Source organism: Chryseobacterium jejuense, from assembly GCF_900100075.1.
GTDB classification, from domain to species: domain Bacteria; phylum Bacteroidota; class Bacteroidia; order Flavobacteriales; family Weeksellaceae; genus Chryseobacterium; species Chryseobacterium jejuense.
In genome coordinates this window covers 992,928-1,008,075 of sequence record NZ_FNEG01000001.1, presented here as the reverse complement: position 1 = coordinate 1,008,075, position 15,148 = coordinate 992,928, and the positions used below count along the sequence as shown (strand labels likewise).

11 protein-coding genes are annotated in these 15,148 nt (G+C 36.3%); 6 read left to right on the top strand and 5 right to left on the bottom strand.

Features of this window, described 5'->3' with window-relative positions; translation table 11 throughout:
- Positions 1-49 precede the first annotated feature (49 nt).
- The gene (locus BLS98_RS04525; protein WP_089733988.1) at positions 50-607 is read right to left on the bottom strand and encodes a DNA-3-methyladenine glycosylase I; all 558 of its coding nucleotides are present in this window, start codon (positions 605-607) and stop codon (positions 50-52) included.
- Between the two features lie 138 nt (positions 608-745).
- On the opposite strand from BLS98_RS04525, the gene BLS98_RS04520 reads away from it, so the two are divergent.
- Positions 746-1,045, top strand: coding sequence for a hypothetical protein (locus BLS98_RS04520; protein ID WP_089733986.1), 300 nt, complete (start codon positions 746-748; stop codon positions 1,043-1,045).
- Between the two features lie 120 nt (positions 1,046-1,165).
- Positions 1,166-1,975 carry an enoyl-ACP reductase FabI gene (locus tag BLS98_RS04515; protein WP_089733984.1) on the top strand — a complete coding sequence of 270 codons (810 nt, stop codon included), beginning with the start codon at positions 1,166-1,168 and terminating at the stop codon, positions 1,973-1,975.
- Between the two features lie 79 nt (positions 1,976-2,054).
- On the opposite strand, the gene BLS98_RS04510 is transcribed toward BLS98_RS04515, so the two are convergent.
- The 4 genes from BLS98_RS04510 to BLS98_RS04495 are packed head-to-tail and all read right to left on the bottom strand — an operon-like array spanning position 2,055 to position 9,212.
- On the bottom strand, positions 2,055-3,497 hold the full coding sequence (locus tag BLS98_RS04510; RefSeq protein ID WP_089733982.1) for a glycoside hydrolase family 30 protein: 1,443 nt from the start codon (positions 3,495-3,497) through the stop codon (positions 2,055-2,057).
- 9 nt (positions 3,498-3,506) lie between these two features.
- Complete coding sequence (locus BLS98_RS04505; protein ID WP_089733981.1) at positions 3,507-4,931, bottom strand: glycoside hydrolase family 30 protein; 1,425 nt, start codon at positions 4,929-4,931, stop codon at positions 3,507-3,509.
- A gap of 2 nt (positions 4,932-4,933) precedes the next feature.
- A complete protein-coding gene (locus tag BLS98_RS04500) occupies positions 4,934-6,376 on the bottom strand; it encodes a RagB/SusD family nutrient uptake outer membrane protein (protein WP_228425131.1) in 1,443 nt (480 codons plus the stop codon).
- A 10-nt stretch (positions 6,377-6,386) separates the two neighbouring features.
- Positions 6,387-9,212, bottom strand: coding sequence for a SusC/RagA family TonB-linked outer membrane protein (locus BLS98_RS04495; protein ID WP_089733979.1), 2,826 nt, complete (start codon positions 9,210-9,212; stop codon positions 6,387-6,389).
- Positions 9,213-9,390: 178 nt separating this feature from the next.
- Here BLS98_RS04495 and BLS98_RS04490 point away from each other — a divergent pair, with 178 nt between their 5' ends.
- The 4 genes from BLS98_RS04490 to BLS98_RS04475 all read left to right on the top strand — a co-directional run bounded on the left by BLS98_RS04490 (position 9,391) and on the right by BLS98_RS04475 (position 14,813).
- The gene (locus BLS98_RS04490; protein ID WP_089733978.1) at positions 9,391-10,578 is read left to right on the top strand and encodes an MFS transporter; all 1,188 of its coding nucleotides are present in this window, start codon (positions 9,391-9,393) and stop codon (positions 10,576-10,578) included.
- 23 nt (positions 10,579-10,601) lie between these two features.
- Positions 10,602-11,390, top strand: coding sequence for an NUDIX hydrolase (locus BLS98_RS04485; protein WP_089733976.1), 789 nt, complete (start codon positions 10,602-10,604; stop codon positions 11,388-11,390).
- 128 nt (positions 11,391-11,518) lie between these two features.
- Positions 11,519-12,697, top strand: a complete 1,179-nt coding sequence (locus tag BLS98_RS04480; protein ID WP_089733973.1) for an acyl-CoA dehydrogenase family protein — start codon at positions 11,519-11,521, stop codon at positions 12,695-12,697.
- Positions 12,698-12,857: 160 nt separating this feature from the next.
- Positions 12,858-14,813 (top strand): T9SS type A sorting domain-containing protein, encoded by a 1,956-nt coding sequence (locus BLS98_RS04475; protein ID WP_089733972.1) that lies wholly within the window; start codon positions 12,858-12,860, stop codon positions 14,811-14,813.
- Positions 14,814-15,148 lie beyond the last annotated feature (335 nt).

The following is a 15,148-nucleotide window of genomic DNA, read 5'->3' as shown; positions in this document are numbered from 1 at the left end:
TATTTAATTATTAAAAAATATTACCGAATTTTAAACAAAATACAATTTATCACTTTCTAATGAAACATGTTTCAATATGATCATTTATCATCCCAGTGGCCTGCATATGAGCATAAATAACCGTTGAACCCACGAATTTAAACCCTCTTTTCTTCAAATCTTTGGAAATTTTATCGGAAATTTCTGTGGTAGCTGGTACTTCTGATAAAGCTTTTGGCTTATTATCTATTGGAGTTCCATTTATAAAGCCCCATATATATTTTGAGAAACTTCCGAATTCTTTCTGAACCTCCATAAATTTCTGGGCATTGGTTACCGAAGCCAATATTTTAAGTTTATTTCTTATAATCCCGGAATTATTCATCAACTCTGCTATTTTTTGATCTGAATAAACAGCAACCTTCATATAATCGAAATGGTCAAAAGCTTTTCTGAAGTTCTCTCTTTTAGAAAGAATGGTATACCAGCTCAATCCTGCCTGAAAGCTTTCAAGAATAAGGAATTCAAATATCGTTTCATCATCATAAACAGGTCTGCCCCATTCTTCATCATGGTATTTTCTATAGAGATCATCTTTTTCACACCATCCGCAGCGTATTTTTTCCATAATTATCAATTTTTACAACATAAAGGTAAGATGGATTTAGAAAAGTATAACAAAATATTATGAAAAATTTAACAAAGGAGCCGGATTTTAGGAATGGTTATTGTTTATTCAATACCATCAAACCAAATTTATAGTATTATGAACAATTCAGATTACAACAAAGCGGAAAATGCAGTAAACAATGTAGAAAATTCTTTACAGAATGCAACGGATAAAGCCAAATGGAAAATCAATGAATTGGCAGACAAGGCCAAAGATTATATCAGTGAGAAAAGAAATAATGACGAAGAGGCCAGCCAAGAAGATTGGCTAGACAGGGTAAAAGCTAATGTTACCGATGCATGGGAAGATATTAAGGATAAAGCAGATGAGGCTTGGGAAAAAACCAAAGATGCAGCAGAAGATGTGAAGGCAGAATGGAACAAGAAAACGAATTAAAATTTCAGTCATATAAATATTTTCAAGAAAATGGAGTCTTATAATTGATAAGGCTCCATTTTTATTATGTCATAACCACAATTATTGCTACATTTGTATTTCAATAAACATTAAAAAATTATGTCATACGGTTTACTTAAAGGCAAAAAGGGAATTATATTTGGAGCCCTTAATGAACAATCTATCGCATGGAAAGTTGCTGAGAGATGTCATGAGGAAGGTGCAGAATTCATCTTATCTAATGCTCCTATCGCTTTGAGAATGGGAGAACTTAATGGTTTAGCCGAAAAAACAGGTTCTGAAGTAATTGCTGCAGATGCTACTTCTATCGAAGATCTTGAGAAACTTTTTGATGCTGCTGTTGCAAAATTTGGTAAAATCGACTTTATCCTTCATTCCATCGGAATGTCTATCAATGTAAGAAAAGGAAAACACTATACGGAAATGAACTACGATTGGTTGGAAAAAGGCTGGGATATTTCAGCGGTTTCTTTCCATAAAGTAATGCGTGTGGCTTGGGAGAAAGACTGTATGAATGAGTGGGGAAGCATCTTAGCGCTTACTTATATTGCAGCTCAGAGAACATTCCCAGACTACAATGATATGTCTGACAACAAAGCATATCTGGAAAGCATCGCTAGAACTTTCGGGAACTATTGGGGTGAAAGAAAAGTACGTGTAAATACAGTTTCTCAGTCTCCTACTATGACTACTGCAGGTAGTGGTGTGAAAGGTTTCGGAGGATTCCTTGGTTATGCTGAAGATATGTCTCCACTAGGAAATGCTACGGCTCTTGAATGTGCAGACTATTGTGTAACTCTATTCTCTGATCTTACTAAAAAAGTAACGATGCAGAATCTTTTCCATGATGGAGGTTTCAGCAGTTCAGGTGTTACTCAAAAAGTGATTGGTAAATATGATACTGAATAATAGTATTGAATATACGATAAAACAAATCGGCGGCCTCTTTGAGGCCGCCGATTCTGTTTAAAATAATACTAATATGATGTTATAAAATTACGGTCTGTATAGAATGGGCAGGTGCATTCAGCTTTGCTGCCATGCCTTCAATCCAAAGATTGGTTTCAATATCATTGTCTGAATCGTTCATGATTACGGTTACCAGCTGACTATTTTCATTCATAAAAGCTGAAGAAGTTAATGCTGCTCTGTTGGAAGATGAACCTATCCTCTGTGCATTAGGTTTGATATACTTTGAAACGTGTCCAATGTAGTAATATTCATAAGTATAAAATACCTCTCCTGTTTTCGTATCTGCAATGATGGGTGCAAAACAGAAATTTCCTTTATGGTTTGGACCTCCGGTTTCATCCAGAAGAATATTCCAGTCTGTCCATAAAGCATTTCCCTTATTGAAATCGTTCAGCATATTCTTGCTGTACAGTTCTCCCAGGCTTACATCGTAAATTCTGTCCATCGCAAACTGTTCTTTACAGCCTTCTGTAAAAGCAAGGAATTTATCAGGAAAAGCTCTGTGGGTTTCTGCCAGATTATCGAAGAGCTGGGTTTTGTTGTTCCAGGTTTCATACCAATGATAGCCGATTCCGTGGGCATATTTTGAAGTTTCAGGATCACTGAGTGTAGTGGTTGCTCTTTGATAGATCAGGTCTCTGTTATGATCCCAAATCATTACTTTTTTATCTTTAAAACCATTTTTCCAAAGAGTTGGCCCGAGGTTATTCTTTAGGAACTCCCCTTCTTCCTCTGCTGTATAGATACAGGATTCCCATGATTGGGTAGCCATAGGTTCATTCTGAACGGTTAATCCCCAGACATTAATTCCTCTTTTTTCGTATTCTTTTATGAATTTAATATAATAGTCTGCCCAGGTCTGATAGTATTGGTTTTCCAATCTTCCTCCTTTGTATAAGCTTTTATTAGATTTCATCCAGGCTGGTGGACTCCAGGGAGAGAAATAAAAGGTGAAATTATTTCCAATTGCCTTTTGAGCCTCTTTGATCATTGGAATCTTATACTTCTCATCGTGGGCAAGATTAAATGTTTTCAAAGAGGTGTCATTATCCTCAACATATGTATAAGAATCGCTGGAGAAGTCACAGGAATTCATATTCGTACGAACTACAGTATATCCCAATCCATTTTTCCCGAAATAAGCATCCAGAATTTCCTTTTGCTTATTCTTTGGCATTTTATAAAATGTTTCTGCGGATGCATCTGTAATAGCACCTCCAATTCCGATCAGCTTTTGGTATTTAAAATCAGGAGCTACAAAAATACAGGCTTCCGTTTCTTTTGGCTGTCCGAACTGCTCAAATTTTACAGCACCTTTGTCTGCCATTCTTTCATTCACTTTCGAATGGGTCAAAATTACCTTAGCTGTTTTTCCTTCATGCTTTTTCCAATAATTTCTCTGAGCACTGACATTAATGACAATACCTACTACAAAACAACTTACGATTAGTTTTCTCATGATTTTATTTTAAAAAATATAGGTTGCTGCTGAACTTCCGGGAATGGCTACAGCAGCCGTTTTCCCGGCAAATTTAATATTAAAATTCTCAACAGCTTTATTATCGTTCTGAACAATTAATACTATTTTTCCCGCTGGAGTCTTAAATGCTGCTGTGGATAAATATTTTGATTGTGAAGAAGCAATACGTTGAGAGCCCGCAGGAACAAATTTCGAAGCATGAGCAATGATATAGTAGGCTACATTTCGGGTAAAGTTTTCACTGTCCGAAATCGTAATTGCTCCTTTACATTCTGTACATCCACCATCTGTATGTGGTTTGTATTCCGGATCATTGGCAAGATTCCATTCCAAAGAGATTTTGCTCCAGTTTCTCATCGCACCGATGATTACATTTTTTGTGTGCCAGTTCAAATCTTCATTAAAAGTTCCTTTTGAGCCAGTCCATTGTTCTGTAAAATATAAATTTTTGTCAGGAAAAGCATTATGAACTGTACTTAATGCTGAAATATCACCTTCATACAAGTGAAAAGCTGAACCATCTATATATTGATACGCTTCCGGATCTTTTAAAATATCAAGAGCATATTCAGGTTTGTTGCAGTTGTGATCATATACAACAATCTTGGTTTTGATATTATTGGCTTTAAAAGCAGGTCCTAAATGGCCTTTAATAAAATCTCTTTGTTTATCCGACGGCATATACAGACTCGGATTATTTCCCGGATGTAAAGGTTCATTTTGAGGAGTGATGGCATCAATAGTGATTCCTTCTTTCTGCATTCCCTGAATATATTTTACGAAATACTGGGCATAGGTATTATAAAATTCAGGTTTTAGGCTTCCTCCTTTTGATTTCCCGTTATCTTTCATCCAAACCGGTGCAGACCAAGGTGCAGCAATAATTTTAATCTTAGGATTGATGGATAAAATCTCCTTCAGCATAGCAATCAAAGCTTTATCTTTTGCCAGACTGAATTTGGAAAGAGAGACATCGGTCTGCCCTTCTGGAAGGTCATCATAGGAGAAAACTTCACCATCAAGATCTGAAGCTCCAATACTTAATCTCAGATAACTGATGGAAATAGAATTTTGATCATTTCCAAAAAGCTCATTCAGTAAAGCTTTTCTTTTAGTTGGAGATAAACGATTAATGACCTCAACACTTCCTCCTGTCAATGTATATCCAAAACCATCAATATATTGAAACTTTTGGGTATCATCAATTTCAATATTCTGCAAGCTATTCGCAGTATTGGCAAACTTAACCGGAGCCTGAAACTGTAGCTTTACACTTTCATCACCTTTGGTAAGCCAGTAATTCACCTCGTTTCCTTTATTCTGAGCAATAGAAGCGCATGACAAAGGAAAAAGTACTACACCACATAACAGTGCAGTACCTTTAAAGAAACTATATAAGTTGTGAAACTCCATATTTAATACCCCGGATTTTGAGTTAGATTCTGATTATTATCTCTCTGTCCTTGAGGAATAGGCCATAACAATCTGTTTTGATTAATATTTCCTGCGTAAGGAAGTATATTTCCGTTTCCATCTTTTTGCTGAGAAAGAACAGAAAGTGCAGCTCCGGTTCTTTTCAGGTCAAACCAACGGTGCCCTTCAAATGCTAATTCAAGCTTTCTTTCATTAAGAACTTTTCCAATTCCATCGGTCTCAGAGGAAATCGTTACCGGAGCTAATCCTACTCTGGTTCTTACTTGATTAAGATATCCTGCTGCTCCTGTAAAATCACCTGTTCTTACTCCCGCTTCTGCCTGTAATAATATAATATCAGCATATCTCAGAATGTAAAAATTCTGGGTTCCATCTGTTTTTCTCATCTTATACAGGAAAGGATAATGGTTGCTTTGTGTCCAATATTTATCTGACCAGGATACGGGTAAAAACTTCACAGAACTATTTAACCTTTGGGTATCTCCTTCATCATTAAATGCCTTGACCAGATCATTGGAAGGAACATTGAATTTCTTCCAGTCGGTACCATAAAACATGGATGATCCCCAGGCCCAGACTGTTCCTGCATTTCCATCAGCTTCAAAGATTGATTCCGCATTGGCTTCATGATTTCCATCAAAAAGCTGATCATAAACCGGAAGCAGACTAACTCCTGAAATATTGGAGGTATATTGTTTTACTTTCGCCCAATCAGGATTGGGTTTGGTAGCGTAGGCTTTTGCTAATAATCCATAAGCAAAATTCTTATTCACTCTGTACTTTTCACTGCTTGCAGGAGCATTGGCCAAAGCGCCTTCCAAATCTGAAATAATCAGATTATAGACCTCAGCAACCGGCTTTCTCGCTGGATAAATCTGGCTGTATACTTCATCAAAGTTATCTGCGTTTACTCCGATAACCGCTTTAGTTACCAAAGGGATATCTCCCCATAACTGTACAGCATGGAAATAATACAAAGCTCTGAAAATAGCAGCTTCAGATTTCATTTCTGCTTTTCTGGCGGAGGTAAGAGCCGGATCCTTAATCTCATCTACATAATTAAGAATCATATTACAATCGTTGATGAAACCGTATATGTATTTCCAGTCTCTTTCTACATTGGGATTGGTGGAAAGAATACGATATTCATCCTGCTGAAAGTTCTGAACATTATCTGCTCCGGCATAAGATATTTCAGTCTGAGCATCTCCGTTAAAGAAATAATCCAACTGCCAGTATTCGTTTCCGAAAGCGGTATAAATGGTATTCATTCTTTTGTCTGCATCATCTTTTGATTTTAATGGAGTCTCAATGGAAACAGCATCTTCTGTAATAGGCTCCGTATCTAAAAAATCACTACAGGAAACACTGGTCATCAATACCGATGCTCCGAATAGATAATATATTGCTTTATTGATTTTCATTGTAAATAATTTAGAAATTAGCTTTTAATCCAATGATAAACGTTCTTACCTGAGGATAGGTTCCATAATCAATTCCAAAAACAGCTCTCTCAGCTCCTGAAGTCCCTCTGTTGGGGCTGAATGCATTCACTTCCGGGTCCATCCCTGAATAATTGGTGATGGTAAAAATATTTTGTCCGGTTGCATATACATTAAGCTTGTTGACTCCTTTAATAGGATTGATAAAATTGTATCCTAATGTCACTGCTTTTAGTTTCAGATAAGATCCATCTTCTACAAATCTATCTGAGATCATCTGTGCTGATGCTGAATTGGCACGGGGTACATCTGTAATTTGCCCCACCGTTGTCCATCGGTTCAATACAGCCGTAGACTGATTTTTATAATCGTTCATCATTTCAAGGTCAAAACGAGTAGCATTATAGATATCATTTCCTACAGAACCTGTTATCAAAATGTCCATATACCAGTTTTTCAGGGTAAAATTATTGCTGAAACCGAAAGTATATTTTGGATTTGGATTTCCAATGGCTGTTCTGTCATCTACATCCAGATAGCCATTTCCATTCGTATCTTTATACAACAAATCTCCTGTATTAGGATCTACCCGATCCACTTTGTACCCATAGAATGTACTTAACGGCTGACCAGGCTGAAAACGAATTACCTTTCCTCCCACACTCTCTATATTGATGGCGTCAACAGTGTTGAGATATTTTTCAAATGCTAAAATTTTATTTTTAGCAAATGAAATATTAAATGAGCTGCTCCAGCTAAAATTTTCATTCTTAATATTTACTGTATTTAATGAAAATTCCAACCCTTTGTTTTCCAGTGATCCTGCATTTCTATAAATAGGTCCCGTTAAAATCCCCATTGTATAAGGGAAAATAAGGTTGGTTGTCTTTCTTCTGTAAGCATCTGCGGTAAATCTGATACGATTATTCAGAAAGGCCAAATCTAATCCCACATTCGTATCAGTAGTTGTTTCCCAGGTGATATCACTGTCATACTGTGATATTTTATAGGCTGGAACCCCATTTGACCAATAAGGATCAAATAAATTAAAGTGTGAATATGCCGGTACTCCTGAGACATTCCCGGTTTGTCCCCAGCCTCCTCTTAATTTTAACTCACTGATGACTTTATTGTCTGCAAGGAAATCTTCTTTAGATACCAGCCATGAAGCTGACACTCCCGGAAAGAATCCCCATTTTTTCCCGGAAGCTAATCCGGAATAGGCATTTTCTCTGAAGACTCCCATTAAGGAATATTTGCCATTATAAGTATACAAAACCCGACCAAAGAAAGAAAGGTTTCTTCCTATCTCTTTATGGTTATCTCCTCCCTGAGTTGATGCTGCATCATAGGAAAAATTCACCGTGCCTTCTGGAAATTTCTCCCCGGAAAAATATTGGGTTCTGATGCTTTTCTGGGCGATCTGCATTCCTCCCAATAAGGAAAGATCATGAGCACCTCTTTTTAAAGTATACGCTAAAGTGTTTTCAAAATTATATTCCTGATACAGATAATATTCCTGAGAACCAATTCCCATTTTTGATCTTCCGTAACTGGTCTGATATCCGTCTGTAAATTTGGTATTTCTGGAATCAGTCATGTCAAATGAGATGCTTGGTTTCCATATCAAATTATCCAGCAGCTTTACTTCAAGCCCTACATTGCTTAAAAAACGCTGCGTAAGAGTTTTATCCTTTCTGGATTGATAAGCCACCGGATTTTCCCATGAAGACTGATACGGATTGGGAGCAAACTGTCCAGGCTTATAACCATCATTCAGCTGTCCTGTTGTCTGATCGTAAACAACACTGTCCGTAGGATTAAAATTAATCTGATCTCCATAGACTGGTAAAAAGCTAGGAGTATTAAAGGCGCTCAGAACCACCCCGCCTCTGGCTGTACTTAAATTATCATTGGTGTTGGCCAATGAAGTAAAGAAATAATTAACGGTGGAATTCAGCTTAAGCCATGGAGCAAGAACAGCATCCAAATTCATTTTCACAGACGTTCTCTGGAACTTGGAAGGCTTAATGATTCCTGATATATCCTGATAGCCTATAGCTGTGTACGCCTTTACCTTTTCATTTCCGAAGGAATAATTGACATTATAGTTCTGATCAAAACCGGTTTGAAAAACTTCTTTTCTCCAGTCTGTATCAATTCCGGCATATCTTGGATTATTAACGGTAGAAAGGTAATCCGAACCACCATTTGCCTTAATATCCGAAAGTAAAGATTTATACTGATCTAAATTCAGAACATCAATATTTTTTACCGCTTTTGAAACGCCCCAATAGGCATTGAAATTAAGCTGGGGTTTTCCTTGTTTTCCTTTTTTGGTGGTAATAATGACTACTCCAGAAGAACCATTGATCCCATAAATCGCAGTGGAAGATGCATCTTTAAGAATGGTCATATCGAGAATATCATCCGTATTGATTCCGTTGATATCATTGGTTTGTATACCATCCACCACATACAATGGACTTACTGATGAAGAAAGAGAATTGTTCCCTCTGATTTTAACCTCTATCCCGGCTCCCGGTTTTCCTGAAGCCTGAATGACATTGACTCCCGCAGCCTGCCCTTGCAAAGCCTGTCCTACATTGTAAATGGGCCTGTCATCAAAGGCATCAGCTTTTACCGTAGAAACAGCACTTGTAAGATTTTGTTTTTTAACTCCTCCATACCCTATCATTACAATTTCTTCTATTTTGTTCTCTTTAGAAATCGTGTCCTTTTTGGTCTGGGCACCGAAGTTAGCCGTAAAATAGAGGACGGCAATCACTCCTAGACTTCTCGATATTCTTACATTCATATACAGCTATTTGTTTTAATTCTCAAATTGAGACAATAAAAATATATTTTTTTTCAATTAATTAACATTATATTAATAAATATTTTAAAATTTCGTTTATTATTGAGGGTTAAAAGCCATATCTTCGCATTAATTATTCACAAAAAGCTATAAAAATTCAATAAAGTTAACTCCCGAAATGACCACTAAGCTTTCTAATATTTCTCTCCCGCTAAAATTGACCTTCCTTATTTTCTCAATGGTATTAAACTGTATGGGACTTATTATCCTTCAGCTTGCAGATGCCAATATTACCTATGGAGAACTGGGATTTCTGGAATCCTTCAAAGACCTGCCTATTGCTTTCATCTCTCTTTTTGCAGTGAGTTTCATCAATAAAACAGGAACAAAAAAAGCTTTAATTGCAGCTTTGGCCATAGTAGGATTCTGTTCTTGTCTTCTTCCGTTTATTGAAGAGTTCTGGTTTTATAAAGTATGGTTTGCCATCATTGGAGCCTGTTTTGCCATTGGTAAAATATGCGTATTTGGAATCATCAGGAACAATATTGGGGATGAAAAATCTTTGGCGAAAACCATGAACAGCGTGGAAGCTTCATTTATGATTGGGATTTTTGTGGTGAATACAGGTTTTGGATGGCTTATTTCAAGCTCCTATTCCGAATTCTGGAGGTTTGGGTTTTTACTCATTGCGGTATTATCTGCCATCACCATATTCCTTCTTTCAAAAATAGAAATAACAGAGTCTAAGCCATCGGAAAACAAAAGTATATTCACAGAATTATCAGGATTTACAACACCTGTTGTAGGTTTATTTCTTGCTGTGATCTTCTTTATTGTTTTTGTAGAACAGGGGTTTAATTCATGGCTGCCCTCTTTTTACAAAAATCATCTGAAAGTCAATTCATTTTTTGCCCTTCAGGCCACTTCCTTCCTTGCTCTTTTTTCCTATGCAGGAAGAACCGTTACAGCCAATATTATCCGTAGATATTCATTATCAAAATATTATATTACATGCATCTCTCTTATCATCGCTTTATTGCTTACGATTTTAGGAATTCAGTATTTTGATTCTGAGGATTCAAGACTCATTCTCTTTTTGTTTCCGGTGATAGGTTTATTTCTTTCACCACTCTACCCTGTTGTCAATTCAAAAATGATTGCTGTGGTTGATAAAGAAAAGATCAATCTGTTTACTTCACTTATTGTTATTTTTTCTTCCCTGGGCAGCTCGGTGAGTTCTATTATTATGGCTATACTCTTTGGGAAGCAGCTTTTAAACTTTTATCCATTATATATTTTATGCTCTGTAATTCTTCTTTTTGTGATTAGTTTGATGTATTTTAACGTCTCAAAAAAGAAAATATAGAAAATAGTTTTATTTTTACAATCATGAAAATCAAAGACACAAAAAGCAAAGAAACGCTTCAGGAACTGATCGACACAAAGGATTTCGTTGCTCATCTTTCTGTAGATTGTACGATATTCGGCTTTCACAATAATATTTTGAAAGTCCTGTTATTAAAATATCATGATCTGGATCTGTGGTCACTTCCGGGTGGTTTTGTTTTCAATGATGAAGACCTTCGGGAAGCTGCAGAGCGGGTTTTGTATGAACGAACGCATCTTAAAGATTTATTTTTGAAGCAATTCCATACGTTTGGAAGAATTGATCGTACAGAAAATAATGTTCACCAAATCCTCCTTAGAAATAAAGGGATTGAAGTACCTGAAGATCACTGGATCTTTCAAAGGTTTATTACGGTAGGATACTGCAGTCTTATCGATTTTTCGCTTACGAATACTTTTCCCGATGCTTTTAATGAAAGCTGCGAATGGTTTGAAGTGAACAATCTTCCCAAGATGGCATTTGACCACGACAGAATTATAGAAACCGGGCTGGAATATCTGAGAATGAATATCAACACTGAAGTAGCAGCCAGTAATCTTCTTCCTGAAAAATTTACGATGAAGGACCTTCAGGCTCTTTATGAGACAATTTTAGGACAGAAATTCAGAAGAAATAATTTCCAACGAAAAATTTTAAGCCTTAATATCCTTGACAGATTGGAAAAATTATATGATGGTTCTGCTAACAAGGCTCCGTACCTGTATAAATTCAAGACTGAGGTTCATAATTCCACTAATCAGTATCCTATCTCCAATGATGAGGAGGTTTAAAATATGAATTTTATCCCTTAAACAGGAAAAATCCATATTATCTATTTGAAAACCAGCATTTAGATAAGTTTTCAAAAAAATTTCTTAAACACCACGAAAAATGTTATTTTTAACAAAATCAAAAAATCATGTCATATTATCCTCTTACAAGCATCCCTGATTATTATGGAATTGATGCTTTACTTACTGAAGAACACAAACTGATCCGCCAATCTGTAAGAGATTGGGTTGAAAGTTATGTAATGCCGCAGATTGACCAGGCAGCACAAAATCATACTGATCTTCCTGGCCTTATGAGAGAGTTAGGAAAAATCGGGGCATTAGGACCTTATATTCCGGTCGAATATGGAGGTTCTGGGTTAGACCAGATTTCATATGGTCTTATCATGCAGGAGTTAGAAAGAGGAGATTCTGCAGTACGTTCTGCTGCTTCAGTACAAAGCTCTTTGGTAATGTTTCCTATTAATGAGTTCGGTTCTGAGGAACAGAAAAAGAAATATCTTCCAAAATTAGCTGCTGGAGAAATGATTGGTTCTTTTGGATTAACTGAGCCTAATCACGGTTCTGATCCAAGTTCTATGGAAACTTACTTCAAGGATATGGGAGACCACTATCTTTTGAATGGTGCAAAAATGTGGATCACCAACTCCCCTCTTTGCGACATTGCTGTGGTATGGGCAAAGAATGAAGAAGGAAAAATACAAGGATTAATTGTTGAAAGAGGAATGGAAGGATTCACTACTCCGGAAACACACAATAAATGGAGCTTAAGAGCTTCCAAAACAGGAGAATTGGTATTTAATGATGTAAAAATTCCGAAAGAAAACCTACTTCCGGGTGTTACAGGACTGAAAGGACCTTTATCTTGTCTGAACTCAGCCAGATATGGAATTTCTTGGGGAGTAATCGGAGCAGCTATTGACTGTCATTGTACAGCAGTTCAGTATTCTAAAGAAAGAAAGCAGTTTGGCAAACCAATCGGGTCTTATCAGCTTCAACAGAAAAAATTAGCTGAATTTTTAACAGAGATTACAAAAGCTCAGTTATTATGTCTTCAGTTAGGAAATCTTAAAAATGCTCATAAAGCAACTCCTGCACAAATTTCAATGGCTAAACGTAACAACGTAAAAATGGCTATTGATATCGCTAGAGAATCAAGACAGATCCTTGGAGGTATGGGTATCATGGGCGAGTTCCCAATGATGAGACACGCAGCCAATCTGGAGTCTGTAATTACTTATGAAGGAACTCACGACGTTCATTTGTTAATCACCGGTTTAGATATTACAGGTATCAACGCTTTCTAAGGAAAGAAAAATATAGAGTTAAGAGTCTGGTCTTTGGATCAGACTCTTTTATTTTACTCACCTTTCAGAGAATTTAATATTCGATGAATAGTTATTAATGTCTGAATATTTTTGAGGAATTAATAAAAATACTACATTAACAGTAGTAAAAATCCACGGTATGAAGAAAATAACAACTTTTTTGTTAGGGCTCACTGCACCTTTCTATTTAGCACAACAGGCAGGAGATCTTATAAGTGCTGAGCAAAAACTGGACTTAACTCCCCAAGGAGTAGTTAATTTCATTGCTAATAATCTTGGTGAACAAAACGCTCCTGATTTTGTAAGTTATCTGAACGGCTTCAATGTAGGTTTAAAAGGATATAAAATAACTTATTACACCAAAAATGAAAAAAACATCCTTGTAAAAGCAACAGGTCTTCTCATGTATCCCAATGTTAATATGAAGCTTTCAACAGTAGTTTCAGACCATGGGACTACTGATAGCAGACATAATGTTCCTTCTAATTTTAAAGGAACATTAACCGCAGGATTCGTGGTGGAACTTTCTTATGTACTCAACGGTTATATTTTAATGGCTCCTGACTATGTAGGGATGGGAGACGGAGATGGCGTACATCCATATGTAGATTATGCTACTGAATCTGGCGCCACTATTGATTTTGTTACGGCAGCCAATAAGGTATTGGCACAACAGGGAATAAAACGTTACGATGAATACTTCCTGGCAGGCTATTCACAAGGAGCACATGCAGCCATGTCTACTTTAAAAAGATTAAATGTCTCCAATCCTGGCAATTTAAAGTTTAAATATGCTTATATGGGTGACGGTCCTTATGATATGTCCGAAACCACTTTAAAGAAAGGTGTTTTAGAAAAGGATATTTACCCATTTACCTCATTTCTTGCCAATGTGCTCCACAGCTGTAATAATATAGGATATAAAACCTATACGAATGATATTTCAGAAGTTATTTCAGCAGAATATCTTGACAAATATAACTATCACGTTGTTCAGGATAACGGCGGTTTACTCTGGGGACCATTTCTATGGAGAAAACTCTTCACAACTAATTTTGTTAATGAGGTCACCAATAACCCCAATCATAAATTCAGACAATGTCTAAAGCCAAAAGATGTTTATGACTGGTACAATAAAACACCTATGACTTTAGGTCACTCTACTGTCGACCTTGCCATTCCGCCGGAAAACACCTCCAAAACTATTGATGTACAGCGTGGTTATTATGCATGGTGGGATCTTAACAAATATAAACTGGATTCTTTCTACTGGGGACCTATTGGCCATGTGGGTGGTATTGTTCCATTCGTTCTTGCTTCTAATGCTAAGTTTAATACCTTAAGAAGCGGTGGACTTTTTAATCAATGGGCTGCGGTGGGATCTATTTTTGGGAAACAATCAGCAGAAGCTTCATCAGAAACACCTACTCTATTTTCATCTCAGATAAAACCTGATCTTGGAAATATGCAGTTGGTTGAAGTTAATGATTTCAATAAAGAGAAAGCAACCAGCAGAACTGCAAATGACCGTAGTTTATCTTCTTTAAATGATGGTGTATATCTGTTAAAAGTATCGAAAAATAATCAGGAAAAGATGCTTCCATACATTAAAAACACCCCTAAAGAAGTGGCGGAAAATGAAATTGTACAATCCGAAAATAATGCGGTTTTAAAACTAAAGATAGATGGGGATGAACTTTCAGCTGTTCATATTTTTGATGAGAATAAAAATTTGGTTACAACCATTTCCAAAGATCAATATAAGCAAAACGGTGGGATCAATTTAAAAAGTCTGGATCCTCAGAAATACACATTCGAAGTAGCTACACCATATTATAATCTGCAGTTCAATAAGAATCTTGGAGGCAGCAGATTGGAAAACAGTACAGACATTTTTACACTGAACAAGCAAATCCGGGCCAGAGCTAATAATGATATTAAAACGATCAGTATTTACAGCATTTCCGGAGCTTTGCTTCATCAGCAAGAAGTAAATGCCCAGCAATTTGAATCGAAAAGTATGGAACCGGGAGTATATGTAGTACAAATGACTCTTGCCAACGGAAAAACAATCAATAAAAAAGTTAAACTCTAGCATCAATCCTTTTTATATATCATTTTCAAGTTAATTTTGGCACTCCAGCAATGGGGTGCTTTTTTGTTGTTTTCTACACAAAGCTTTTATCTAGCAGATTGTTATATTTTAAGGAAGCAAAGAGATCCAACTTTGTTGTTGATGAAACTATGAGGTTACACATATGTTTACAAAGAATCAATAAAGTTGATTCCAGCTTTTCTTCCGTAAAAATCAAGTATCATGAAAATAAAATTTTGCATTACAATAATCACAAATTACCGGACCACACATTCATCAAGCAGAAATAACTCTAACAATACAAATTAGAATAAAAGCTCAATAAGCTTTATTTA